The following is a 25,418-nucleotide window of genomic DNA, read 5'->3' as shown; positions in this document are numbered from 1 at the left end:
TACCGACGCATTCGCGGGTAAACCCGCTCCCACAGGGGATGGTGTACAGATTCAGAATATCTGGTGCAGCACCCAGTACAGGCTACCGGCCAAAAGCATCGCTGCCGGCAAGGTCAGCACCCAGGCCATCAGCAGGTTGACCAGCGTGCGCTTCTGAATCCCCGACCCGTTGGCCACCATGGTCCCGGCTACCCCGGAACTCAGTACATGGGTAGTCGACACCGGCAACCCGAACATGTCCGCCGCACCGATGGTGCACATTGCCACCACTTCGGCCGAAGCCCCTTGGGCATAGCTGAGGTGGGTCTTGCCGATTTTCTCGCCTACCGTTACCACGATGCGCCGCCAACCGACCATGGTGCCCAGCCCCAGTGCAATGGCCACGGCCACTTTCACCCATAGCGGGATGTAGCGGGTGGCATCGTCCAGCTGGGTCTTGAACAGCAGCAACTGGCTGCGTGTGCCGGCATCGAACCCTACCAGCTGGTTCTTCTCGATCAGGCGGATGGCTTCGCTGGTCAGGTACATGTCGTTGCGCACGTTGGCCATGGCTTCGGCTGGTACCCGCTTGAGCGAGCCATAACCTTTGACCTCTTCGCCGATCATGCCGGTAAGCGCTGCCAGCGCCGGTATCAGTTGCGGGTTGGCCTTGGGCTCGGCAATGAACGTGGTCAGCACCTGGCGCGGGTCGGCCGGTGCCGCTTGCGGGGTTCCGCGCACCAGTGCCTGGCGGGTAACTTCGGCGACCGCGGAAAACTGCAAGGCTTGCTCATTGGGCATGGTCTTGTTCAGTGCGTAAGCCATCGGCAGGGTGCCAACCAGAATCAGCATGATAAGGCCCATGCCTTTCTGGCCGTCATTGGAGCCGTGGGCAAAGGACACCCCGGTGCAGGTCAGGATCAGCACGCCGCGAATCCACCACGGTGGCGGTGTCTGGCCTTCCGGCGCCTGGTACAGCGCCTTGCGCTTGACCAGCGCGCGCAGTGCCAGCAGCAACAGGGCGGCACAGGCAAAGCCGATAAGTGGCGAAAACAGCAGGGCATAACCGACCTTGCTGGCCTGGGCCCAGTCCACGCCACTGGTACCGTCGCGCCCATGCATCAGCGCATTGGCCACGCCCACGCCGATGATCGAACCGATCAGGGTGTGCGAGGATGAGGCCGGCAGGCCCAGCCACCAGGTGCCGAGGTTCCAGATGATCGCCGCCAGCAGCAGGGCAAAGACCATGGCGAAGCCGGCCGAGGAACCAACCTGCAGAATCAGCTCCACCGGCAGCAGGGCGATGATGCCGAACGCCACCGCGCCGCTGGAAAGCAGCACCCCGAGGAAGTTGCACAGCCCGGACCAGACCACGGCGACGGGGGCTGGCAACGAGTGGGTGTAGATGACGGTGGCCACTGCGTTGGCGGTGTCATGGAAGCCATTGACGAACTCGAAGCCCAGGGCAATCAGTAACGCCAGGCCCAGCAGCAGGAATGGCGTGACCGTGGTGATTACCGTACCGCTGGCCGCCACGTCCTGCTTCAGGCTCCAGGCGGTGTAGGCAATGCCGGCCAGCAGCAGGCCGAAGAACAATACCAGGGTGGCACGCCCAGGCTTGTGGGCAAGTTGCGGGCGGGCATCGCGTTGGGCCAGTTGCGGCAGGCTGGCCAGTGAAGGGGTTGCCATGGTGGCTCCGGTTGGAGTGGGCAAGGGTGCCGAAGGCCTTGAGCATAGAAACAATTCGTAACCCGGCCGTGACCTCGATCAATGAATTATCTAGGCTCAAGACGGACGGTAGTGGCAGGAGAAACCCATGATTCGCTGCAAGCGCGTCTACCAAGCGGTTGAGCAAGACGACGGCCAGCGCGTGCTGGTTGATCGCCTGTGGCCGCGTAACAAGCGCAAGGACGACCTGCACGGGCAGTGGTTGCGCGAAGTTGCACCCTCTGATGAGTTGCGCAAGGCGTTTCACCAAGGAGAAGTGGATTTCGCCGGCTTCGCCCAGCAGTACCGGCAGGAGCTGGCGGCCCACCCCGAGCACTGGTACCCGCTGCTGGATCTGGCCGGAAAGGGCACGCTGACATTGCTTTATGCGGGCAAGGACACCGAGCACAACAATGCCCGGGTGTTGGCCGAATGGCTCGAGGATGAACTGGACAGGCGTGGGCCCGGCAGTTCGCCCGTGTGCTACGCCCAATGAACGATAATGATTTATCGGGACTGTGCTGACCCCTGTAGGAGCGGCCTTGTGTCGCGACAGGGCCGCAGAGCGGCCCCGGCAATAATGGCTCCATGCCGAAATCCCGGGGCTGCTGTGCAGCCCTCTCGCGACACAAGGCCGCTCCTACAAACGACAGTGCAAGAGCTGCCAGACCAGAGAACCCATGCCTCTACAACTAACCCCCGCCAACGACACCCACCGCACCTTCGCCCGCGACCTCACGCGCCGCGCCATGCTGCCGTACTACCGCGAATACGACCTGCTGTGGCTAGAGGAAGCCTTCGACGAAGCCTGGGGCTGGCGCGAGCAATGGCTGGTGACCGAAGGCGACGCCGTGCTCGGCTTCTGCAGCCTCAGTCAGGACCGCCAGGCGCTGTTCATTCGCGAGTTGCATCTGCTACCCGAGCACCGTGGGCGAGGGGTCGGCAGTTGGGTGCTGGAGCAGTTGGCACTGTGGGCCCGCCAGCGGCACCTGCCGCTGCTGCGGCTGATGGTGTTTCGCAGCAACCCGGCGCGCGTGCTCTACCAGCGCCACGGCTTCGTCGAAATGGGCGAGGACGAATGCTTTGTGCGCATGCAGCGCACGATCGACTAATAGCTCAATGATGGCTTGTCGCGACTGGTGAGCATCGGCATAGTGAACCCAGGCGTTCACGGCTGCCTGCAGACGGGTAGGCCGTACGTGATTGTGATCAGGGACAAGGAGACCCCCATGAATGGAATCGGTCCGCGGCTGCGGGAAGAGCGAGAACGCCTGGGGATGACCCAGCGCGTGTTTGGCGATATCGGCGGGGTCGAACCCAATGCCCAAGGCAAATACGAGAGTGGTGAACGTTCGCCGCGGGTCGACTACCTGGCGGCTTTGGCAGCCAGGGGCGTGGATGCACTTTATGTGCTCAGCGGCACTCGCACCCCCGTACCGCTGGAGGGGCTGAGCACCGATGAGTCCGGTTTGCTGGGGGCTTTCCGGCAATTGTCATGCGACGACCAAGCGGCCCTTTGGCACTTGTTGCGGCGTTTGACCAATAACGACAAATCCCGGCAGACAATGAGGCCGCTTACGGTTGAACGTCAGGCGTTTCTTACGGAAGGAATGCGTTAGGTCCGCCGTGAAAAATTTTGTTAAGGTGGCAGGATCCAATCGCCCTGCTGACGAGGTGTGTGCTTGATTAGGGTCTTAGTGGTCGACGATCACGATCTGGTACGAACCGGTATTACACGCATGCTGGCCGACATCGATGGCCTGCAGGTGGTGGGTGAGGGCGATTCGGGCGAGTCGGCGCTCAGGCTGGCCCGTGAACTGAAGCCGGATGTGGTGCTGATGGACGTGAAAATGCCCGGCATCGGTGGCCTGGAGGCCACCCGCAAGCTGCTGCGCAGCCATCCGGACATCAAGGTGGTTGCCGTGACTGTGTGCGAGGAAGACCCGTTCCCCACGCGCCTGTTGCAGGCCGGTGCTGCTGGCTACCTGACCAAGGGCGCCGGCCTTGACGAAATGGTCCAGGCCATCCGCCTGGCCTTCGCCGGCCAGCGCTACATCAGCCCGCAGATTGCCCAGCAGATGGCGTTGAAACCTTTCCAGCCGCAGGGTTCGCCGTTCGATGCCTTGTCGGAACGGGAAATCCAAATTGCCCTGATGATCGTTGGTTGCCAGAAAGTGCAGATCATCTCCGACAAGTTGTGCCTCTCGCCCAAGACCGTCAATACTTACCGTTATCGGATCTTTGAAAAACTCTCCGTCACCAGCGACGTCGAACTGACCTTGCTGGCCGTTCGCCACGGCATGGTCGACGCAAGCCTGTAAAACCTCATGTCCCAAGTTTTCGATGCCAGCGCATTCCTGGCTACCTGCAGTGGTCGCCCGGGCGTCTACCGGATGTTCGACGGCGAAGCCCGGCTGCTTTACGTGGGCAAGGCCAAGAACCTCAAGAAGCGCCTGGCCAGCTATTTCCGCAAGACCGGCCTGGCGCCCAAGACCGCCGCGCTGGTGGCCCGCATCGCCCAGGTCGAAACCACCATCACCGCCAACGAAACCGAGGCGCTGCTGCTGGAGCAGAACCTGATCAAGGAATGGCGGCCGCCGTACAACATCCTGCTGCGCGATGACAAATCCTACCCCTACGTGTTCCTTTCCGACGGTGAGTTCCCGCGGCTGGGCATCCACCGTGGGGCGAAGAAGGCCAAGGGCCGCTACTTTGGCCCGTACCCCAGCGCCGGAGCCATTCGCGAAAGCCTTAGCCTGCTGCAGAAGGCCTTTTCGGTGCGCCAGTGCGAAGACAGTTACTACGCCAACCGCACCCGGCCATGCCTGCAGTACCAGATCAAGCGCTGCAAAGGGCCCTGCACGGGCCTGGTGACCGCCGAGGAATATGCCGAGGACGTGCGCCACTCGGTGATGTTCCTCGAAGGGCGTAGCCAGCAACTGGGCAACGAGCTCAATGCCGAGATGGAGAAGGCCGCCATGGCCCTCAATTTCGAGAAGGCCGCCGAGTTGCGCGACCAGATCGCCTTGTTGCGCCGGGTCCAGGACCAGCAGTACATCGAAGGCGGCAGCGGCGATGTCGACGTTGTCGCCGCCTTCGTCAACCCTGGTGGCGCCTGCGTGCACCTGATCAGCGTGCGCGGCGGGCGGGTGCTGGGCAGCAAGAATTTCTTCCCGCAGGTAGGTATCGAGGAGGAGGTGGCCGAAGTGATGGCCGCGTTCCTTTCCCAATACTACCTGGGCAATGCCGAGCGCGAATTGCCGGGCGAACTGATCGTCAACGTGGTGCACGAAGACTTCGCAGCCATCAGCGAAGCCCTGCACACCCTGCGTGGCCGCGAGCTGACCATCAGCCACCGGGTACGCGGTACCCGCGCCCGCTGGCAGCAACTGGCGGTGACCAACGCCGAGCAGGCGCTCAATGCCCGCCTGGCCAACCGCCAGCACATGGCCGCACGTTTCGAGGCCCTGGCCGAGGTGCTGCAGCTGGACGAGGTGCCGCAGCGCCTGGAGTGCTACGACATCAGCCATTCCAGCGGCGAAGCCACCGTGGCCAGCTGCGTGGTGTTCGGCCCCGAAGGCCCGCTCAAGTCCGACTACCGCCGCTTCAACATCGAAGGCGTCACTGCCGGCGACGACTACGCCGCCATGCACCAGGCCCTGACCCGCCGCTACGGGCGCATCAAGGACGGCGAGGGCAAGCTGCCCGACGTGCTGCTGGTGGACGGCGGCAAAGGCCAGCTGAACATGGCCCGTGACGTGATGCAGGAGCTGGGCTTCAGTGACCTGACCCTGCTGGGCGTGGCCAAGGGCGTGACGCGCAAGGCCGGTTTCGAAACCCTGTACCTGAATGACGTGCACCACGAGTTCACCCTGAAGGGTGACTCACCGGCCCTGCACCTGATCCAGCAGATCCGCGACGAGGCCCACCGTTTCGCCATCACCGGCCACCGCGCCCGTCGTGGCAAGGCCCGCCGGGTGTCCAGCCTGGAGGATGTGGCCGGGGTAGGGCCCAAGCGCCGGCGCGACCTGCTGAAACATTTCGGCGGCCTGCAGGAGCTCAACCGCGCCAGTATCGATGAAATCGCCAAAGCGCCCGGCATCAGTAAAAAGCTTGCCGAGTCGATTTATGCCAGCCTGCATAGCGAGTAGAATGCGGGCTCAACTTGCGGCCAGTCGTACCGATGAATATTCCAAACCTGCTCACCGTTCTACGCGTCCTGCTCATCCCGATCTTCATTCTGCTGTTCTATATGCCCTATCACTGGAGCTATATGGCCGCCAGCAGCGTGTTCGCCGTTGCCGCCGCCACCGACTGGCTGGACGGCTACCTGGCGCGTCGCCTGCAGCAGAGCACGCCGTTCGGTGCGTTTCTTGACCCAGTAGCCGACAAGCTGATGGTGGCGGTGGCCCTGGTGCTGCTGGTGCAGACCCACGCCAATTTCTGGCTGACCCTGCCGGCTGCGGTGATCATCGGCCGCGAGATCGTGGTATCGGCGTTGCGCGAGTGGATGGCCGAGCTGGGCGCGCGCGCGCATGTGGCGGTGTCCAACCTTGGCAAGTGGAAAACCGCGGCGCAGATGCTGGCGCTGGTGATCCTGCTGGCCAACCCGCCGGCGGTGACCTTCTGGGTAATTCTGGGTTACGCGCTGCTGCTGGTGGCGGCTGGGCTGACATTGTGGTCGATGGTGCACTACCTGCTGGCCGCCTGGCCGCACCTGCGCGAAGGCTCTGAGCAGAAGTAAAAGTTTTTTTGAATCAAGGGGTTGACGCCGTTTTGGAAATCGCTAGAATGGCACCCATCACGACGCGGGAATAGCTCAGTTGGTAGAGCACGACCTTGCCAAGGTCGGGGTCGCGAGTTCGAGTCTCGTTTCCCGCTCCAAATATAGATTTACAGGGTTCTTTGGAAGTCTGTAAATCATTGAAAAAAGACGCGTCGGCGTCTTTTTTCGTTTCAGCGCAGTCTGCCTGAATCCACCAACAGCCACGAAATTGAAGTACATATTTAAGTACAGCGATTCCGGGTAGTTGGCGTAGCGGATTGATGGCAGAACCGCTGTCCGCCAAGTAAATCCTACCGGCAAGAACTAAACCTCAAAGACACTGCTGGCCTTGCACTGATCGTTGGTGCCAAAGGGCCCAGGCAGTGGCATTTCGTTTCTACTGGTTGTGCAAGCAGGCCCGCATCTCGATGAGTGTCTATCCGGCCGCCAGGGCTAAACCAACTGTTTCCTGAGCCAGAGTGTCGCTTTCGCTACCGATGCCTGCTGGCAACCGGGGAGGCTCAGGGCTTGACCGAGGTCGTCGAACAGAGCGAGAAGTCGGGCAGCGTTTCAGCCGTGAGGTCGGGTGGAGTGTCTTCGCCGGGCGTGAACAGCATACGCATGGCTCCCTGTGCTTCTGACTCTACGTGTGGCGTGTGGTCAACGGTTTTGACTACAAGCGAAGTGACACTGGCTTGTTCGCGGTGATGGTCCATCACTTTGGTGACAAGCGCTTCGTTCGAGGGCGTCTCTGCCCGGTCGATCACTGTGAGTATTCCGCCCGAACGAAGGACTCGATCCGCCACTTCATACACGTTGTTCTGGACAAAAATGCGGTGCTCGCGAGGCGTTGGCATGGAGGCGAGGTCGACGGCGATGTTGTGTCCGCGCGCATCGTGGGTACCCAGCAGCCAGCAGGCAACGGAGTCGAACTTGGGCTGCTGTTCGAGCCAAGCCTCCAGTTTCGGGTCATTCAAGGCATCGCCTTCGATCAATAGGCAATCTGCCTGCGGAACACTGCCGATATCCTTGTAAATCAGCCGATAGGCGTTGTCATCCAGGCTCTTGGGTGTTTCCCGTGCAATGACCGCGACGGAGTAGCCGCTTTCAGACACGAGCCGCTGGGTGGCTGCAATGCAATGGGGATTCTCTTCGATACAGACGACAGTATGCCCCTGTTTCAGCAGGGCCAATGTGGAGTGGCCGACGCCGCAGCCGATTTCCAACGTGCGAGGGTAGCCAACCAAGCGCTCGGCCATCCAGCCGTAATGACCTTGGTCGAGATGCCCTTTGGAGTTGACGCCCCAGCTCTTGATGTAGTCCTTTCGGAAGCGGTTGAGTTGGTACAGGGCAGGCGGTAGCAACGGTGTGCTGCTGCGCTTGGCTTTGGCTTTCTTGCTGTCACGTCGTTTCTTGCTGTTGATGCTCATAGGCGTTCCCTGTACCTGATGGGTGGCCCATGATCTTAAGCGGTGAACACGTGTATAGCTCTAAACAGGGTGTTTGCTTGTTCTGAAAGTTGTAAGAAGGCGTATCGCTGTTGAGCATAGAAGATTCCAACGTAGTGCCTGCGGCCTCAGCAGCCTGACGAAGTACTGCAGGTAGCGTTCGGTCACGACCGGGTTGTACATCCGGGGGGGCAGACTCGTGTATCTAAGTGGTAATTAATTAGACACTGAAACTTGAAATGACCCTTTAGGCTCAGGTGCCGAAATTCAGGAGCAAGCCATGACGGTCACAGCTGATTCCCCGCAACCGGAAGCGCCTACCTTACAGGCATTAGCGCAAGCTTATCAGGACAATTTGATTGCCAGTCGGCAACCGGCCTGGCTAAGGAAACTCACCGCAGCACAATTGGACGAGCTGAATTTGGCAATGAAAACCAGCCTGAAAAATCGGCGGCTGGTGAGTGCCAGACTTGGGCAGATTCAGCGTATTGATGACTTCACTGTTCCACTCATGCAGACGGCGCTGAGTGCTTTTGATTCGAGCTTTGATGTGAGAAGCATGAGGTTCGATCAGGGTGTATTCAAGCCAGTGACCAGTTGGGGCCCCAACCGAGCGCCGATTCACACTGTGGAGTACAAGACCATTCCTTTGATGGAGGCTGTGCTCTGGAATTTTACGGCGAATGAGGCGAGCGAAGGGGGGCAGCGGCAGGGCAACTGTCTGGTGGATGCACAGGGCCGGGCAGTCAACAGGCCTTCTGCGGTTGAGTTCGCCCAGCTGTGCCGTGAGCTTGATTTGGGGGCGCAGTACGAGGGACATTTGCGGGAAATACTATATACGCCGTGGTATGACAGCGGCGGCCAAGTGACCGTGGACTCATTGCTGGAACGAGCTCTCAGGTCAGATATGCTGATAGACGCCTACAAAGCGCGATTTCATTACAACACTCTGACCGATTCGGAGCTCAAGCTCATTGCCGACCTCTGTCGCACGGGCAAGGTTGGCAGGCTTGATGGTAACGAGGTTAAACCGAGGCAGTTGCAACTGCTCGGATGCTCGCTTGAGCAAATTGTGGTTCTAGATGTCATGGAGGACGGCTTATTTTTCGGTAAGAACCGTAAGCGCGTTCTAGTTTATATCCCGGGCGATCCCTATGGGCCGTGGAGTGCCTGCGATAGCCTGCAGACGTTTTCCCAATCGGTCGCCAATGGTCGCCTACGTCAAAAGAAGTATCAAATCTTTTTCAAGCGCTTCCTGCCATTACGCGAGCGCACCGCTTTCTTTGCGCAGGTCGATAATCTACTGGGGGATATTACGGCGTGGGCGACTCGGGACTTAAAAGAGCATATGAAAGATTATCCGCTTCCGCTATTTACCCACTTGGCGGCAACCCGAAGCCGTAGAGTTATAGAGGACAGCGCATCTATTTTATCGCCGGTCGTTCGCTTGGACCGCCAGCTGAAGGGCGAGCATTACCAGCGACTGTCCTCGGACGGCGGGTTGCTTTTGGGATTGGCCAGTATCTTCGTGCCGGAAATTGGCTTGGCGCTACTGGCGATACTTGCATGGGAGATGCTCAGTGAGGTCATTGAAGGCGTCGAGGATTGGAACGAGGGCGACACGAGTGAGGCGATAGATCACTTCTTCAATGTGAGCAAGCGTGCGACCGAAGTTGCGGCCATGGTCGCTGGAGGAAAGTTGGCGCAGCGCGCTTTTGCGGGGTCTAGAAAAATTGACAGTCTAGTCGCTACACGGATGGAAGATGGCAGTGACAAGCTTTGGACGATGGATATTGCGCCTTTTCGCAGTCCGCGACCAGCAGGACTCCAAAAGATGGAGCAGGGTATCTATAAGCGAAATAATGACCATTGGGTTGAAATCGAAGGGCATACTTATCCAGTACAACGCACTGCGGACAACGAGTGGCAGCTGCAACCAAAGAATGGACACGGTCCTTTGCTGACAAATAATTCGGCGGGGTGCTGGCGGCTACAAAGTGATGATCCGGCTAGCTGGACGGACATGCATCGGATGTTCCGCAGATGGGGTGAGCCATTTAACAAGCTAAGTGATGACGAGATCGACAAAGTATGTGCCATACACGGTTTACAGACTGATCAGTTGCGTACTTTGCATATACGTGGTGAAGGTGCGCCGGCAGAGTTGCTTGACACCGTTGTTCGTGTGCAGTTGGCCGAAAGGGTTGTTGAATTAGCTAACTGCCTTAAGCTGGGGGTGCCCGTAGTGGATGTCGCTGCCTTGGATGCAGCCCGAGCCTTGCCAGGGGCGAGCGATGTATCAGAGTCGGCGTTAGCCGGTTTGGTTGGGCGGCACCGGAGACAATTGGTAGGGCAGCTGTACCACGCTTGGAGCGCAGGAACGGTTACCAATGTTGACGGATTGATGCGTATGTTTCCGAGCTTGCATCGGCCGGCCGCGGAAGCGCTGTTGCGTTTGGCAAGAGTAGAAGACCGACAACGTTTTCTTGAGACGGGGCGCGTATCACTCCGTTTAGCCGAAGCCGCACGGACGCTGTCATTGCGGTTGCGTACCATCCGCGTGCAGGAGGCATTTGTATTGGATACTCCTCAGACAGCGGACCTTGCTCGCGTCGCTTTGGCTATGATCAAACACGTTACGCATGCGCCCGATCTACACTGGCGTTTGTTTGATCGCGGTCTGGATGGTCCATTGCTGCTTGACACCGGAGGAAGGGGCGCGCAGTACCAGTTGATCCATGTCGACGGCCAATTCAGTTTGTTCCGCAACGGACACCCATTTGGCGCGGTTGGGGAGCTCTTTTCAGTAATCACTTCTGCATTCGAGCAGCCCGAACGTGCTGCCATGGAACTGGGGGACCCCTTTCCCGTGAGGTTGCGTGCACGTTTGGCGCATGAGACAGCGCAACGAAGGGGGGAAGTCGAACGGATGCTGAGCCCTGTTCGTCATGGAAGCCTGATGGCGCTGCAACGATTGGATGGAAATAGATTGGGCTTCCCGCTAAGTGGAAGAGGTGCGATTCGTGCTTTGGGCCCTAGTGCTTTGTATCCCGAGGTAAGGCGAATCTACCCACATTATGATGTCGATGAAATTAATCAGTGGCTTGCGGGGTTGGAGCGGGCGGGTACGACCGTTTGGGAAGAGTTGCCGAGGTTGCGACAACAACTACTTCAATTGGAGGAAACGTTACATAGTTGGCATACAGAAACCTTGCAGGACGCTACCAGCCGCTTAGTGCGGGGGCGGATCAAGGAACGGTTGATCATGGCGTGGCGACGTATTCCTGTCCAAGGGGAAGGCATTGACAGTATACTTCTATCAGGGCTTCGTCCAGGCCGACTTCCAGATTTGCCGGCGGATATTCGTTTTTCGGAAATTACTTCGCTTGATTTTCGAGGCATGGAGTTAGCCCGTGTGTCACCTGGATTTTTAAATTCTTTTCCTAATCTACGCACGTTGTGCCTGGCTGGTAACCGCTTGAAGCGCCTGCCAAATCAACTGGCACTCGGGAGGCTTAGAGTTTTAAATCTTTATAATAATCAGATTGTTTTGGACGCTGTCCAAGCTACCGTCCTGGCAAGTTGCGAGAGCTTGGAGGTTATCAACCTAGGGCATAACCCGCTTGGCAAGTCGTTCTCCGTAAGCGGAATGAGCCGGTTGCGTATAATACGGCTTAACAATACGCAGATCGACACAGTTCCTAACGGCCTGGAAGACTGCTCCCAGTTGGAGATGGCGGACCTTCGGAACAATCGAATTACCCGGTTGCCACAGGAGCTTTTGGGCCTTCCTTCCTGGACCGGGCGAACCATACGTCTCGATGGCAACGCCCTCGATGGCGCTACGCTAGCACGTCTACGGCAGGCATCGCGCGCAGTGGACTCCAGCAGCACTGTGGCCGAACGCTGGGCGACAGCTTTACCTATGAATACTCGGGAGAAACTGCTGGAGTATTGGGCACAGGTGGAGGGTTACGATAATTCCACCGGTGTCATGATTCTGCTTCGTGAACTTCAAAAGGGTGCTGCTTTCCGTCGGCAGCCTCGTGTGTTGGCAAACCGGGTTTATCAGCTGTTGACGCGAATGCAATCCAGTGAGCGCCTGCGTGAAGTTCTTTTTGAGCATGTCGATGACGGGCTGACTTGCCAGGATGGTCACCTATGGCGATTTAGCATGCTGGAGGTGCGTATGAAGGCGTGGCAAATTGTCGAAGATGCGAGCGCGGAAGATCTTCAAGCAGCCTTGTTGCGTTTTGGAAGGCGCCAGTGGCGTTTGGAAATGGTCGAAGAATTACTCAAGGAACGCATGCCGTCATGGTTGCATACGCGCCGCAATGTAGATCCGCTAGAGGTGGTGATGGGATATCAGTTGGCGTTACGTGATCATTTAGAGTTGCCAATTGAAGCAGATAAGATGGTCTATCAAGCGGATGCGATGCTGGATGCGCGTCGTATTGGACGGATCCGTGATGAAGTGCTGGCGCTTGAAACGCAGCCTAGGCTGGCGGAGTGGCTGGTAGAGCAGCCTTTCTGGAGTGATTATTTGGACAACACTTATAAGGAGGACTTCGCTAGGCGGGACAAGGTTTTCTACCGCCAGTTGGAGGAAGTAAGTAAGTCACCTCCGCCAGGAGGGCAAGCGAGCATCGACGAAATTATGGGGGAGATCAATAGTGCTCGCCAGAAGGCGAAGAGAACGCGAATGATCGAGCTCACCATTGCTGCGATGGATACACCACTGGGCGGGGCCGAGCTTCTGCTTTAACTGCTGAAAGCAGGGCATCGGGCTCGATGGGGCCGTGCCGGATCAAGGGGTAGCGGGTATGATTGTTGATCAGGCGCAGGTTTGGCGTGGCCTTCAATCCGTTCTGCGCGGCTTCCGCTTTTTGCGCATCCACCGTTTGCGCCACCAGTTCGCCATCCTTCGCTGATGGCGTCTGCCATGAGCATGCTGCAGGAACAGGCCTGCCAGTCGTGCTCGCCTTGCTGGTGGCCAGCGGAGCTTTGCTCAAGCACGCCTGGTTCCCGGCGTACCCGCTGCACTGGATCTACTACCCGCCGCTGGGCCTTGAACAGTGTGAGAAGGTGCGCTGGGCGCGTGACCGCCACCGACAGCGGCACTGCAAACGGCAGCACGGTGCAGGTGGTCACCCAGCAACATGATCTGCGCCGCTTTTTGATACAGCTCTTGGGTCGAAAGGCTGACGTGTGGACGCAAGAAGGTCAGGCTGCTTTGCAACTCGCCATCGTAAATGGGCTGAATAAGGCCGTGGCGCATACCAAGCTCTTGCGCAACGTCCCACAAGTGAGGCCGTCCCGGCAAAGCCTTGTCGGTCCAAAGAACGGGAGGGCACGAGTATTGATGGTCGTGATGAGGCTTCGCCTCAAGTGCCGCCTGGATAAGCCATCGGCCTCCCGATAGAAGGTTGCTCGCGTAGACCTCGTGGGTCGGACTACTGTAACTGAAACTGTAAAAGTGAAATCCCAACGCTTCTCCGAAGGCAGGAAGCGTGTTCAGTAATGCTGGCAGCTCGTGCAAAAGCGCCAGGTCGCGGGCAGCTGTGTTGAACATCGAACCTCCATGTACGAACTTTCCTAACCTCAACTGCAATGGGCCAGCAAGAACCCGTCACAGGAAAACCGAGTCATCGGGTCAACTATAGTGCCTCAGCCATCACGCAGGATATAAACATAATGTTTAATCAGGCTTTGAATGGATGAAACAATTTTCACTCATCAAGCATGCCGGACTGCGGTGCCTTGAACCCCATTTCTGCAGCTATGCGTTAAAAGGGCTGCAGGCGGTGAACGCAGGTACGGTCAGCGTCAAGGCAACGCCCGCCGAGTGCTTTGCTCAGGCCGTGTACGACCGGGTGGAGGAGCTGGACAACACGTTGGCATCGCTTCGCCTGGTCGTGCCCTTTCTCGGTGAGAAATGCAAGGCAACGTGATGGTCCATACCGATCACTCGGATGATGTGACCCATCGCGGTGGCTGCACGATCCTGATGATCGTCGCTACTCGGCATTGTCGCTGGGCCATTGAGCGCGCGATCTCGCAAGCGAGAAACGCATCGTCCTTCTTGGCGTGCCGGCAACGCCAGCGGGCATGGGCCAGGCATGCGTCATTAGGTTCAGCACGTCCGGCCTAAATCGGTCGTCCAGCGCTCCCGATTTCAGCGGCGGGGGTGATGCTTGGAGGTTTCCCGTATTGCAGTGCACATATAGCGCACTGCAATACGGTCCTGTTCGGACAAACTGCGGTAGTGTTCCAGCAGGCTGGCTTCCTCTTGGTTCAACGGTCGAGGAAACAGCTTCTGTTTGAGTGATATCAGTGCGTAGAAGACCCGCACCAGGTCGAGTTGAAGCGCCATGCCGACTACCTGCACGTAGGGAGGACCATTCCAAGGGTTACTGCTCTTTGTCCGTGCACAGGCGCGACGTCCAGGCCAGCAAGCGGCATTGATCGCAGTGTAGAGAGGGGCTGGCCAACTGCCAGAGGGGGCTGATTGAATTTTCCAACTGCAGGACCTTACCTGATAGATGAGGTGCGCAGCCGCAGCAGAACGAAGTCAAGCCCCGAATCGTGGCTGTATGGGATGAAGCAAGGTTATCTACCACCCTTCATAGCTGAGCAGCAGCGTGGCGATGATCTGTCGGCGTTTCAAGTCGAGCCTGCACAGATCCGCCAGTCCTTGAACGCCCACTTTGCCCAGCAGCTTGCTGCCGTGTTACGCGTTGTAGAAGGTGGCTATTGCCGCCAGCAAGATGCGCTCGCCTGAGCTGAGCATGCCCTATGCGCGGTTGATCCGTTCAAGATTGGGTCCAGGTCATCGCGGCAATCAGCCCCTGTCATAGCCTTTGGCCGTACCGTCGTCGAAGTAGTACCTGCTGGCACACGCGGGTAGTGATGGGCCAGTAGGCCAGTGTCTTCGGGGCCGTCCTAGAATTTGCTGCCGGTGGCTACAGCAACCGGGTTGCCAATTATGCAGTTACTCGTTTTGCTGGGACTTGTCTAAGATGGGGGGCCTAGGGACGAGTAGAGAGAGTGCCGTTCTGGCTGTGTCCGGAAAGCTAACCCCCAACCCAGGTGCTTGATCTTTTCGAGGGCATCGGTGACGCGGGTGACGCGACCTTCCGGGTTGTATTGATACTGTGTGCTCCGGCCCAGTGGGTCCTGCTCCCACAGTAAATTGCCATGGGCATCGTAGCCGTAGCGCCGGGTACGTCCTGCTCCGTCTGTGACCTGAACGGGCAAGGCCCAGTGGCGGAGATAGCTTATGCGTTCGCTTCGCCCAAGCGGGTCACGCGTCTCGATCAGACGCCCGATATCGTCCTAGCTGTATTGCCACTCGCCGCCCTGCGGATCAGTTCGTTTGATCAACTGCCCAGGGATGATCTCTGCTTGCCAGCAGTTCCCCATCGCATCGACATGTTTGTAAACGTCGTACATATGGACCTCGATAGCGGTGAACTCCAGGCTTCAAATAAACTGTAGGAAAACAGCCTTCTGTTTTAAGTCTGTCGTCATATCGCCCAAATTATCCTACATGTATTTGCGCACATACCTGTAGATAGAATGTTTCGAATTATTAAATTTTGTTATTCATGGTGGCCACTTCATGTAGAGCTGAGAATATGAAGAAAACTATTGAATGTGTCAGAAATTGGGAATTTCTCGCTCTCGCTTGGTAACCATAGGTAAACGCGGCCATTATCGTCGTTGTTTGTTGATAGTAGGAATAGGTTGCCGCAGTCATCATAGGCAAATGGTATGAGTCCGGCTAGCGAAGGGGTGCTTTTGACTAGTTGTTTGTAGACGTTTTCTATCGTGGCTTCACCATATTTTATTGATAAAAAGCTATTTATTAGAAACTCGGATTCGGTGTGTTGTTTATCATCAATGAATCCGCCGTTATTGGTCAGGTAAAAGTTCGTGAATTCACTTGTTGGGTGTGCATTTATTGATTTTGTGAATTCAAGAAAGTCGCTTGTGGATATGGGTTGTTCACTTTCTATCAATTTTACGGGCACGGTTTTGCTCCTTTAGAAAATCTGGCTGGATGTGTATACCTTTTGCCTGTCACGGCTGCGTACTGACTTACGCCTCCATTGTGAGTTATTCCGAGGTGTGCGGTCTGTTTTACAAGCTGCATGGTCCCGCGATTGGTCTGGGCATTATAGTCGTCAACGTGATGCCATACATAGCCCCTAGGAGTTGATTTTTGATTCAGTCCGGCTTTGGTGTTTGCTGCCTGCGCATCCAGCGCATAATCCCCAGTATATTCAATGGTTACCACAGGGTTGATATTTTTCTCTGTGTAAAGTGCATTGCTGTTTCTGTAGTCAAGGCCACCGCTCTGTGTCTGCTCTACACCTGTGAAACCAAGTTCTAGTAATGCAGAAATTGGATCATAGGCTAAGCCTAATGGGTCGACGAAACTAATTGAATTGGGGGCATATTGATAAAAATTTATACCTCCGGAAAGCCCTATGGGATCAGGTTGGGTGAAGTGACCAATGCTTGGGTCGTAAAATCTATATGTGTTGTAATGAAGTCCGATTTCGCGATCGTGATATTGTCCTTGATTTCGCAAATTTTGCTCTCGCGATTCTCTTTGATCTTGCCATTGCTCTCTAATTTCCCCCCAGCCGCAATAGTCACTGCGCCAGATAGTGCCGCCGCTTTCGTCGGTCAGCTGTTCAGGTTGGCCTGCCAGATTAGTGTGGAAATGCTGGATGCTTTCTTTTCCGTAACCCCCATCAATTCGAGCCAAAGGCTCATAGCTTTTAGGACTGGTGTAAACGTATAGACTAGATAGGCCGCTCTGAATTTCCTGTAATAGGCGTAACCCCTGCCAGTGAAACAGGACTCGCTGACGAGGTTCCGAGTGATCGCTTTGATAAACTTCCTTGCTGATTCGCCTTCCCAGAGGATCGTATCGGAACATAACACGTTCACGCTCACCGCTGCGGTACTGGTCTACGCATATCAGGCGTTGTTCGGCGTCGTACTCGAAGTGCTGTACCCAGTTACTTCCAATCCTTTTTTCGCACAATCGCCCAAATCGGTCATAGCGGTAGCGCTTGTCCTGATAGACCAGCACACGGTTGTGCTTGATCAAGCCGTGGAGCTTCGGTCCGTCGAACAAGTTGCCGGCCTTGTCGTACTTGAAATCCTCAACCTGTGTCGCTTGCCAGTTGGGGCGAGACTGGTGGGTATTCTGCAGCTGTTCGTTCGGATCGTAGCCATAACGGTTGCTGCCGGTGTAGCTCTTGCCTGTGTGAGACGAACGATGAAAATGGCCAATGATCTGCTCAAGGTGCGCGGTGTCATCAGCTGCAATGTCGCCAAGGCTGCGACGTTGGGTCTGGGTCAGGACTTCGGCGATGAGGTTGTCGCTGGCGTCATATCGATAGGTTTTGTCCAGTAATGGCAGAACTTCAGCGGGCGCATCGCGGTAGTGGATTGCCTTGCCACTCAAGCGCCCGCTTTTGTCATAACGGGTGCGCGTAATCAGGCTACCTTGTGTACGCATGACTTCGTCATGCACGGCATCACGCTCGAAGTCGCTGATGACCCGGCCGTCCAGGTTGATCTGGTGCAGGTGCCCACTGCCGTAGTAGAGGTAATTGATATTGCGTTGATCGGGGAGGGTGAGCGTCTGCAGGTTGCCCAACTCGTCGTAGCGGTACTGCAACAGCCCGGCGCTGTTAGTTTCGCTCAACAGTTGCCCTACGGGGTCGTAGGTGTATTCAAGCTGCTGTTTTTCACCCTGATTATTCGTGAAAATGATGGACAACAGGTTGTCGGCGGTGTCGTAGCTGTAGTCGGTAATGCCATCCTCGGTGCGCTTGCTCAGCAGGCGGCCGATGGCATCACGTTCGAAGTCGTGGCGAATCGGAGTTGTTCGAGTTGCTGGGGCGTTCTCGGACAAAGGCGCTTGTTCATGGGGAGAGGGCACGTGAGTGAGGCTGGTGACTCCATCCAGCACGTCGTATTCATAAATGCGACCACTGCCATCCAGGTCTTCCTGCGCGATCAGGCGGTCCAGTTTGTCCCAGCCAAAGCGGTACGACTCATTGTTCTCGTTGGTGAGCTGGAGCAGTCGACCGTAGGCGTCATAGCGAAATCTTACGCTGTGACCCATGGCGTCCAGCCGTTCGACCATACGCCCGCTGAGGTCGTAGCGAAATTGCAGCTTCTTTTGCGCAGGATCGATGTAGCGCGTCAGCTGGCCGGCGGTATCAACTTCGTAGCGGTCGATACGGCCATCGGGCCGTTCGCTTTCTATGAGGTAGCCGCGAGCGTCATAGCGGAAGTGGGTCTGCTCTCCCCGGGCATTGATGCTTTCGCTCAGGCGACCATACAAGTCGTAGTGGTACAGCGTCTGGTTGTTGCTGCAGTCGCGATAGCTGAGCAACTGGCCACGGGTGTTCCAACCCAGGTGCTTGGTCTTTTCAAGGGCATCGGTGACGTGGGTGACGCGACCTTCCGGGTTGTATTGATACTGTGTGCTCCGGCCCAGTGGGTCCTGCTCCCACAGCAAATTGCCATGAGCATCGTAGCCGTAGCGCCGGGTACGTCCTGCTCGGTCTGTGACCTGAACGGGCAAGGCCCAGTGGCGCAGATAGCTTATGCGTTCGCTTCGCCCAAGCGGGTCACGCGTCTCGATCAGACGCCCGATATCATCATAGCTGTATCGCCACTCGCCGCCCTGTGGATCAGTTCGTTTGACCAACTGGCCGGCGACGATCTCTGCTTGCCAGCAGTTCCCAAGTGCATCGACATGCTTGTAAACGTCGTACAGCGGGCCCCAGAAATAGCGGTCTATACGTCCCAGTCCGTCTGTTACGAGGGTTTCGCCTTCTTCGAGGTTGTACTCGAACTGGTATTCCTCACCATCGCTGCCCCAGTGGCGAACCACCCGCCATTCGTGGTCAGGTTGCGGTTCAAGTAACGGTGGCAGGCGATAAGGTGTGCCATCCGCCCGTCTTGGCGTAGGACGTTTTTCAGGAAAGGTGTAGCGCGCCCATTCGTACTCGCGGACGGCGCCGCTGGCCAGTTGGTGACGCTTCAGATAGCCTTCTTCGGTATAACCGAAGTTACGCACCACCTGGCCCGTTGCATCCAGAACTTCTTGCAACTGCCCTCTGTCGGTATAGCTGTAGCTGACCAGCAGCTCGTTCCGCTCGATAGCGGGCTCACCGTTATTTGACAGGAAGAGCCGCGACACCTTGCATACGCGCCTTGTATGCGCAGCATCATAGTGAAGCTGGACAACCGTCTGGCCGTACTAGTCATAGAGTGCTTGAAGGCGACCTTGTTTGTCGTAAAGCACATCTACGTAATTGAGATTGCGGTCGCTCAGCCTGATGAGTCTTGAACGACTGGGCTCGTGCGGGTCGACATCAAAAACCTTGTAGCGCCCCTCATGAATGTCCTCGACAACTGTTTGGCCATCCTCCAACTGGAAGAAAGCCAAGCCGTCCACAACACTGACAAAGGCATCGCCGGCGCGCAGGCGCCCGAGTTCCAGGCGATTGCCTTCTTCATCGACGTAAATCCACAATTCGCCGCCTTCAGGATGCGGGACGCGGACCAGTTCAACTTCATAAGGAACACTCCAGCCCTTTCCGAACAGGCCGCCGGTGCGTAAGTCTCTACTGTCGTAACGACGAGCCCATTGGATTCCCAGCAAGCCAGGTAAGTTGAAATCAACATCCTCTGGGCCGTCCTGGAACTTGCTACCCGTGGCGACCGCAACGGGGTTGCCCAATTTACAACCTTTGATGCGCCCAAACCGTCGTGAAATGAGTATCCCCGCAATAATCCCGGTAAACATCGCAACCTTGCTCTTGCCATTGCGAATATCCCGAACCGTCGCCGTCCCGCCGCCAATGCGTACATTCGGCGATACTTTCTCATTCACATCGATCGTGGCATCGCAGGTGGTCTTGTCACCCGATCGCGCTGCAGGCTGGCCGTTGATGAAGACCTTGTCCGACCCTTGCGCAATATGGTTTTCGGGCAGAGGCGGGTGGCGGCTGCATGAAATCTTGTCCTGCTCTTTGGATTCCGCGCCAGGGTCCTTTGGCGTAGTGACGGGCGGGTTGAAGATGTCGCGGATCGCCATGCCCAACCCCACCACCGGGAGCAGGTAGGGCACCGCCGCCATAGCCATGGAACCTACGTTCTCCAGAATCGAAGGCTCTGCTGCTCTGCGTCGGCCGCTCCCCCTCCTGGCGGCCCTGTGATACCGGCTGCGCGAGCGGCGGGCTTGCTGTTGATGAACACGTTGTGTGACCCGCTTTCGATCTCTCCATAGGGGGCGGGTGCATCCACGCTGTTGCCAAGGCTGTCGCAAAAGCGGGAGATGGCATCGCCGACAGTCTGGTCTTCACCGACCGAAAGGGTGCTCATCGCACCGACCGCCACCCCCGCAACGGCGGCGATGGCGATGCCAGCTGCGCCCCCTGTCGCGACAGTACCGACAACGGCCAGGCTGATAGCGGCAGCCACGGCGGCGGTGGCTGCGGCATAAATGACGGCCTCTGCAACGGCACTGACCATTCGGCGATCAGGGACGGATGCAGGATTTCATCGCCCATGCGGGCGGCGTGAACGATTTGCGCCATGGGTTGTTATACCGGTGTTGAGAAGCGTGAAGAGCATGTAGATCGCAAGGTGGTCTGACAAATCGCAGCGCGCCGCAGCACCTACTCCAAGTTGAGTAAACGCAGCCTGCTGTATAAGGCCAAGTGCAAGATCGAGTACTGCAAGGCTCAGGTTCGGCTATGTGAAAGTACGTTTCGTGACCTGCTGAAAAGCACGGCTCTACTGACCACGCTGTTCGCGCTTTCGAACCTGTGGATGGCTCGAAAACATCTGATGGGTATGGGCGAGTTGCGCACTTACCCGAAAAATCGGGCGAAACCACCCTCAAAACAAGACAAATGTGGACAGTTTCGACTTGCCGCCGCTAGGCGGCAAGTTGATTGGAGCGTCCTTGATGCAAGTGCTTCTTGCCTCTTACTCGCGATGTAACTCAGAGAATACGTTGCTATCGTAGTCTAGGGGAGGTAGGCTCTCAGTAGTAGACGTATAGCCATCTCCATTCTTTATGTATGCCTTCGCACGATGTGGAAATGATTTGATTATCTTGTTTATATCTGAGAATAGTGATGTTTCTGTAGGCCAAACACTTCCACACTCGCCGCAGCCCCAGAATTCAGGCTTATCGGAGATGAATGAAACGATACCGGTGCACCCGATTTTTGGGCATCTGAAGCTGGCGTTTTTTTCTGGGTGAGTTTTAGCTGCGTCCTTTGTGAAAGGGTTCAATAGAAAGTGTTTTTTGCAAAGGGGGCATTCAATCATTATGGCGGTCATTCCTTTCTTTCTGGATTGGGCAATGAATTCGCTCTGTTCTGGTTGGCTCTGGAATTCGCTTTTGCACTTGCTGCATTCTAATTTCAATTTGCTGATTTCCTAGTCAAGGCCAAATGGGTTTTGCCCTTCTGGGTACCAATGTAGTAATTTACTGTTTTGGTCATGTTCCAGTTTATCCATCAGTGTTAAGTTTTTGTATCTGTTGTTGCCGCCGCGGAATATAGGTTTTTTGTGGTGGACAACCATGTTGTCTGGAAGTTTTCCTTTCATCATTTTGGCGACTGCTTCGGGGCCCCATCGTAATAGCGCATCAGGGTCTTTGGATAGATGCCTTAAGAAGCGTTGCCTAACGCCACCGGATCGTTCGAAATTATACCTTAAGCGGGCGATTTCTTTTGTTGTTCTCTTGTGGTATTTCGTAGGTAGACACGGGCAAAGCCCTAAGGGGTCTGCCCAAGTTATTGGGTTAGGAGCATAGGTATATAAATTTGCTCCTGCCGCTAGTCCTATTGGGTCAGTCTGTGCGAAGCGGCCAATGTCACAGTCGTAAAATCTGAATATGTTGTAGTGTAGTCCAATCTCACGGTCAAGGTATTGTCCCTGATATCGGAGGTTTTGCTCTTGTCCTTGATGCGGACTGGGCCATTCGTCTCGGGTGTTTCCCCACCCATGATAGTCACTGCGCCATAGGGTATTACCGCTGAGGTCAGTTAGTTGCTCGGGTAGCCCGGCTAAGTTGGTATGGAAGTATTGAATTTCCTCCTTGCCCGTCTTCCCGTTTATCCGCGCCAACGGCTCATAGTTCTCCGGGCTAATATAGACGTACGAATTGAGCTCTTCTCCCTGTGCTTCCTGTAGCAGTTTTAGTCCTTGCCAGTGGAAGAAAACTTTTCGGTACGGGGAGGCTTGGTTGTTTTTGTATACCTCCTTGTTGATACGTCTACCGAGGGGGTCATAGCCGAATACTACTCGCTCGCTCTCCCCCCATCGCTGCTGCTTAACGCTAACGAGTCGATGCTCGGCGTCGTACTCAAAGTACTGCACCCAATTGCTTCCGATGCGCTTCTCACATAGCCGACCAAATCGGTCATAACGGTAGCGCTTGTCTTGATAGACCAATACACGGTTGTGCTTGATTAGGCCATTGAGCTTGGGGCCGTCGAACAGGTTGCCAGCCTTGTCGTACTTGAAATCCTCGACGTGTGTTGCCTGCCGGCCTGGTCGTGACTGATGGACGGTTTGGAGCTGTTCGTTGGAGTCGTAGCCGTAGCGGTTGCTGCCAATGTAGCTACTGCCGGTGTGGGGAAGATTGTGAAAACGGCCGATGATCTGTTCGACATGAGCATGTTCATCGTTGGCGGCGTTGATCATGCCCCGGCGTTGGGTTTGAGTGAATACCTCGCCAACCAGGTTGTCAATGGCATCATATCGGTAGGCCTTTTCAAGCAGTGGCAGTGCTTCAATTGGGGCATTCCGGTAATGAATGGCTTTTCTTTCCAGACGGCTACTTTTGTCGTAATGAGAGCGAGTGATCAAATTGCCTTGGGTGCGCAGCACTTCGTCATGCAGCGCATCGCGTTCAAAGTCGCTGATAACCCGACCATCCAGGTTGATCTGGTGCAGATGCCCGCTGCCGTAGTAGAGATAATTGAGCTTGCGTCGATCAGGCAGTGTCAGAGTCTGCAGGTTGCCCAGTTCGTCGTAGCGGTATTGCAGCAGGCCAGCACTGTTAGTTTCGCTCAGTAGCTGGCCCGCAGAATCGTAACTATATTCAAGTTGCTGCTTTTCACCCAGGTTGTCAGTGAACTCGATGGTTAGCAGATTGTCAGCGGTGTCGTACTGGTACTCGGTGATGCCATCCTCTGTGCGCTTGCGCAATAGCCGGCCCAATGCGTCTCGCTCGAAATCATGACGAATCGAGCTTGATCGTGTTGGTGGCGCGTTTTCGGAGAGTGCTGGCTGTTCATATGAAGAGGGCACATGGGTGAGGCCGACGACTTCGTTGAGCACGTTGTATTCGTAGATTTTGCCGCTACCGTCCAAATCTTGCTGTGCAACCAGGCGGTCGAGTTCGTCCCAGCCGAAACGGTATGCCTCGTCGTTCTCGTTGGTGAGTTGCAGCAAGCGGCCATAGGCGTCGTAGCGAAATTGCACGTTATGGCCCATAGCATCCAGACGCTCTATCAAGCGACCACTATGGTCATAGCGGAACCGCAGGATTTTCTGCGCGGGGTCGGTGTAGCGGGTCAGCTGGCCTGCAATATCAATCTCATAGCGGTCAACGCGGCCATCAGCCCGTTCGCTTTCTACAAGGTAGCCGCGAGCGTCATAGCGGAAGTGAGTACGTTCTCCACGGGCATTGATGCTCTCGCACAGGCGGTTATTTGAGTCGTAGTGATACAGGGTCTGGTTGTTGCTGCAATCTCGGTAGCTGAGTAACTGACCATGGGTATTCCAGCTCAGGTACTTGCACTTCTCTAACGCATCAGTGACGCAAGTCACGCGCCCTTCAGGGGAGTATTGATATTGCGTTCTGCGGCCGAGGGCATCCTGCTCCCACAGCAAGTTGCCATGGCTGTCGTAGCTGTATCGCTGAACACGTTCGGCACCATCGGTTATCTGAGTCGGAAGCGCCCAGTGGCGCAAGTAATCGATGTGCTCAGTGCGGCCAAGTGGGTCACGCGTCTCGATCAGTCGGCCGATATGGTCATAGCTGTAGCGCCATTCGCCGTTTTGCGGGTCAGTGCTTCTGACCAGTTGGCCGGCGATGATTTCCTCCTGCCAGCAGTTGCCAAGCGAATCGACATGCTTGTATATCTCGTAGAACGGTCCCCAGAAATAGTGGTCGCGACGACCGAGGCCATCAGTTACCACGGTTTCTCCGGCCTGAAGATCGTACTCAAAGCGATACTCCTCGCCGTCGCTCCCCCAGTGGCGGATGACCCGCCATTCATGGTCGGATTGCGGTTCAAGAGGCATCGGTGGGTGGTAAGGCGTTCCGTCGGCACGCTTTGCGGGTGAGCGTTTTTTCGGAATGGTGAAGCGTGCCCATTCGTACTCACGGAGAGCGCCGCTGGCGAGTTGGTGGCTGTTGAGATAACCCTCAGCGGTGTAGGTGAAACGCCGAATCAATTGTCCTGTCGCGTCCAAGACTTCATGCAATTGACCGCTGTCGGTGTAATGGTAGCTGGCCAACGCCTCGTTTCGCTCGATGCTCGGCGTTTCGCCGCTTTTCAGAAACATCCGCGATATTTTGCTGACACGCTTTGAATGTCTGGCGTCATAGTGGAGCTGTACAACCGTCACGCCGTACTTGTCATAGAGCGCTTGTAGACGCCCTTGGTTGTCATACAGCAGGTCAAGGACGTTGAGGTTACGATCACCGAGCCTGATCAGTCGTGAGCGATGCGGGTTGACTGGATCTCTGTCGAATACTCGGTAAAGCCCTTCATAAATGTCTTCCACGACGGTCTGACCATCCTGGAGATGAAAGAAGGCCAAGCCGTCCACGGCGCTGACGAAGGCGTCACCGGCGCTAAGGCGCCCGAGCTCAAGACGACCGCCTTCATCATCAACATAGATCCACAGCTCACCACCCTGAGGATGCGCGGTGCGAAGCAGTTCCACTTCGTAAGGCACACTCCAGCCCATGCCTAACAGGCCATTGGTGCGCTTGTCGTTGCTATCGTAGCTCCGGGCCCAATCAATGCCTATTAAGCCAGGTAGGCTGAAATCTACATCCCCTGGACCACTAAGAACTTTGCCCCCGGTGGAGACCTGTACCGGGTTGCCTGCACAGGGACATATTTTCGGTTTGGGTTTTTGTATTGCTGCCGTCGTGGGGCGCCGGCGGGGAACTCTGATGCGTCGGGCCAGAAGTATCCCCGCAATAATCCCGGTAAACATCGCAACCTTGCTCTTGCCATTGCGAATATCCCGAACCGTCGCCGTTCCGCCGCCAATGCGTACATTCGGCGATACCTTCTCATTCACATCGATCGTGGCATCGCAGGTGGTCTTATCACCCGATCGCGCTGCAGGCTGGCCGTTGATGAAGACCTTGTCCGACCCTTGCGCAATATGGTTTTCGGGCAGAGGCGGGTGGCGGCTGCATGAAATCTTGTCCT

General features: G+C 56.5%; 19 protein-coding genes, 1 tRNA gene and 1 pseudogene. 11 read left to right on the top strand and 10 right to left on the bottom strand.

All coding sequences use genetic code 11. From position 1 onward, the window contains the following. Nucleotides 1–51: 51 nt before the first annotated feature. Nucleotides 52–1,668, bottom strand: a complete 1,617-nt coding sequence (locus JV551A3_RS21105; protein WP_133974082.1) for an inorganic phosphate transporter — start codon at nucleotides 1,666–1,668, stop codon at nucleotides 52–54. A gap of 127 nt (nucleotides 1,669–1,795) precedes the next feature. Here JV551A3_RS21105 and JV551A3_RS21100 point away from each other — a divergent pair, with 127 nt between their 5' ends. From JV551A3_RS21100 to JV551A3_RS21070, 7 genes are all read left to right on the top strand, one after another. Continuing rightward, a complete protein-coding gene (locus JV551A3_RS21100; protein WP_133974080.1) occupies nucleotides 1,796–2,182 on the top strand; it encodes a DUF488 domain-containing protein in 387 nt (128 codons plus the stop codon). 184 nt (nucleotides 2,183–2,366) lie between these two features. Further along, the gene (locus tag JV551A3_RS21095; RefSeq protein WP_133974078.1) at nucleotides 2,367–2,798 is read left to right on the top strand and encodes a GNAT family N-acetyltransferase; all 432 of its coding nucleotides are present in this window, start codon (nucleotides 2,367–2,369) and stop codon (nucleotides 2,796–2,798) included. Nucleotides 2,799–2,915: 117 nt separating this feature from the next. Next, the gene (locus JV551A3_RS21090) at nucleotides 2,916–3,305 is read left to right on the top strand and encodes a helix-turn-helix domain-containing protein (protein ID WP_112253242.1); all 390 of its coding nucleotides are present in this window, start codon (nucleotides 2,916–2,918) and stop codon (nucleotides 3,303–3,305) included. A 63-nt stretch (nucleotides 3,306–3,368) separates the two neighbouring features. Further along, nucleotides 3,369–4,007, top strand: a complete 639-nt coding sequence (gene gacA, locus JV551A3_RS21085; RefSeq protein WP_015271036.1) for a response regulator transcription factor GacA — start codon at nucleotides 3,369–3,371, stop codon at nucleotides 4,005–4,007. Between the two features lie 6 nt (nucleotides 4,008–4,013). Continuing rightward, nucleotides 4,014–5,837 (top strand): excinuclease ABC subunit UvrC, encoded by a 1,824-nt coding sequence (gene uvrC, locus JV551A3_RS21080; protein ID WP_133974076.1) that lies wholly within the window; start codon nucleotides 4,014–4,016, stop codon nucleotides 5,835–5,837. Between the two features lie 32 nt (nucleotides 5,838–5,869). Then, on the top strand, nucleotides 5,870–6,430 hold the full coding sequence (gene pgsA, locus JV551A3_RS21075; protein ID WP_015271035.1) for a CDP-diacylglycerol--glycerol-3-phosphate 3-phosphatidyltransferase: 561 nt from the start codon (nucleotides 5,870–5,872) through the stop codon (nucleotides 6,428–6,430). Nucleotides 6,431–6,494: 64 nt separating this feature from the next. Then, nucleotides 6,495–6,570: transfer RNA gene (locus JV551A3_RS21070), tRNA-Gly, on the top strand. Nucleotides 6,571–6,972: 402 nt separating this feature from the next. Here the strand turns inward: JV551A3_RS21070 and JV551A3_RS21065 are convergent. Next, nucleotides 6,973–7,881 carry an O-methyltransferase gene (locus JV551A3_RS21065; protein WP_133974074.1) on the bottom strand — a complete coding sequence of 303 codons (909 nt, stop codon included), beginning with the start codon at nucleotides 7,879–7,881 and terminating at the stop codon, nucleotides 6,973–6,975. A gap of 298 nt (nucleotides 7,882–8,179) precedes the next feature. On the opposite strand from JV551A3_RS21065, the gene JV551A3_RS21060 reads away from it, so the two are divergent. Next, on the top strand, nucleotides 8,180–12,664 hold the full coding sequence (locus JV551A3_RS21060; RefSeq protein ID WP_133974072.1) for an NEL-type E3 ubiquitin ligase domain-containing protein: 4,485 nt from the start codon (nucleotides 8,180–8,182) through the stop codon (nucleotides 12,662–12,664). Here JV551A3_RS21060 and JV551A3_RS21055 read toward each other — a convergent pair. Next, nucleotides 12,612–12,911: a hypothetical protein gene (locus tag JV551A3_RS21055; RefSeq protein WP_177421337.1), complete on the bottom strand. Its 300-nt coding sequence runs from the start codon at nucleotides 12,909–12,911 to the stop codon at nucleotides 12,612–12,614. The genes JV551A3_RS21060 and JV551A3_RS21055 overlap by 53 nt on opposite strands. Continuing rightward, the gene (locus JV551A3_RS31455) at nucleotides 12,908–13,471 is read right to left on the bottom strand and encodes an autoinducer binding domain-containing protein (RefSeq protein WP_133974070.1); all 564 of its coding nucleotides are present in this window, start codon (nucleotides 13,469–13,471) and stop codon (nucleotides 12,908–12,910) included. Before JV551A3_RS31455 ends, JV551A3_RS21055 begins: the two co-directional genes overlap by 4 nt. Nucleotides 13,472–13,616: 145 nt before the next feature. Between JV551A3_RS31455 and JV551A3_RS21045 the strand changes: the two genes are divergently transcribed. After that, on the top strand, nucleotides 13,617–13,850 hold the full coding sequence (locus tag JV551A3_RS21045) for a hypothetical protein (RefSeq protein WP_133974068.1): 234 nt from the start codon (nucleotides 13,617–13,619) through the stop codon (nucleotides 13,848–13,850). Between the two features lie 224 nt (nucleotides 13,851–14,074). Here JV551A3_RS21045 and JV551A3_RS21040 read toward each other — a convergent pair whose 3' ends face one another. After that, nucleotides 14,075–14,272, bottom strand: coding sequence for a hypothetical protein (locus tag JV551A3_RS21040; protein ID WP_133974066.1), 198 nt, complete (start codon nucleotides 14,270–14,272; stop codon nucleotides 14,075–14,077). Nucleotides 14,273–14,407: 135 nt separating this feature from the next. On the opposite strand from JV551A3_RS21040, the gene JV551A3_RS21035 reads away from it, so the two are divergent. Then, nucleotides 14,408–14,680 (top strand): hypothetical protein, encoded by a 273-nt coding sequence (locus JV551A3_RS21035; RefSeq protein WP_133974064.1) that lies wholly within the window; start codon nucleotides 14,408–14,410, stop codon nucleotides 14,678–14,680. Between the two features lie 838 nt (nucleotides 14,681–15,518). On the opposite strand, the gene JV551A3_RS21025 is transcribed toward JV551A3_RS21035, so the two are convergent. The 4 genes from JV551A3_RS21025 to JV551A3_RS31115 are packed head-to-tail and all read right to left on the bottom strand — an operon-like array spanning nucleotide 15,519 to nucleotide 20,472. Continuing rightward, nucleotides 15,519–15,932, bottom strand: coding sequence for an SMI1/KNR4 family protein (locus JV551A3_RS21025; protein WP_133974062.1), 414 nt, complete (start codon nucleotides 15,930–15,932; stop codon nucleotides 15,519–15,521). After that, entirely contained in the window at nucleotides 15,923–19,135 is a 3,213-nt protein-coding gene (locus tag JV551A3_RS21020; RefSeq protein WP_235874625.1) for an RHS repeat-associated core domain-containing protein, read from the bottom strand. Before JV551A3_RS21020 ends, JV551A3_RS21025 begins: the two co-directional genes overlap by 10 nt. Before the next feature lie 60 nt (nucleotides 19,136–19,195). Beyond that, complete coding sequence (locus tag JV551A3_RS31120) at nucleotides 19,196–20,083, bottom strand: DUF6531 domain-containing protein (RefSeq protein WP_235874624.1); 888 nt, start codon at nucleotides 20,081–20,083, stop codon at nucleotides 19,196–19,198. Nucleotides 20,084–20,088: 5 nt separating this feature from the next. Continuing rightward, nucleotides 20,089–20,472 (bottom strand): PAAR domain-containing protein, encoded by a 384-nt coding sequence (locus JV551A3_RS31115; protein ID WP_235874623.1) that lies wholly within the window; start codon nucleotides 20,470–20,472, stop codon nucleotides 20,089–20,091. A gap of 72 nt (nucleotides 20,473–20,544) precedes the next feature. Here JV551A3_RS31115 and JV551A3_RS21015 point away from each other — a divergent pair. Next, nucleotides 20,545–20,811 (top strand): annotated as a pseudogene (locus JV551A3_RS21015) (IS5/IS1182 family transposase); the annotation flags it as partial. Between the two features lie 579 nt (nucleotides 20,812–21,390). Here the strand turns inward: JV551A3_RS21015 and JV551A3_RS21010 are convergent. Further along, on the bottom strand, nucleotides 21,391–25,418 hold a 4,028-nt coding region (locus tag JV551A3_RS21010), incomplete at its 5' end, for an RHS repeat-associated core domain-containing protein (RefSeq protein WP_133979096.1).

This window comes from Pseudomonas inefficax (genome assembly GCF_900277125.1).
In the GTDB taxonomy this organism is placed as follows: Bacteria; Pseudomonadota; Gammaproteobacteria; order Pseudomonadales; family Pseudomonadaceae; genus Aquipseudomonas; species Aquipseudomonas inefficax.
The sequence above is the reverse complement of the archived record's forward strand: the minus strand, read 5'-3'. Positions and strand labels throughout refer to the sequence as shown.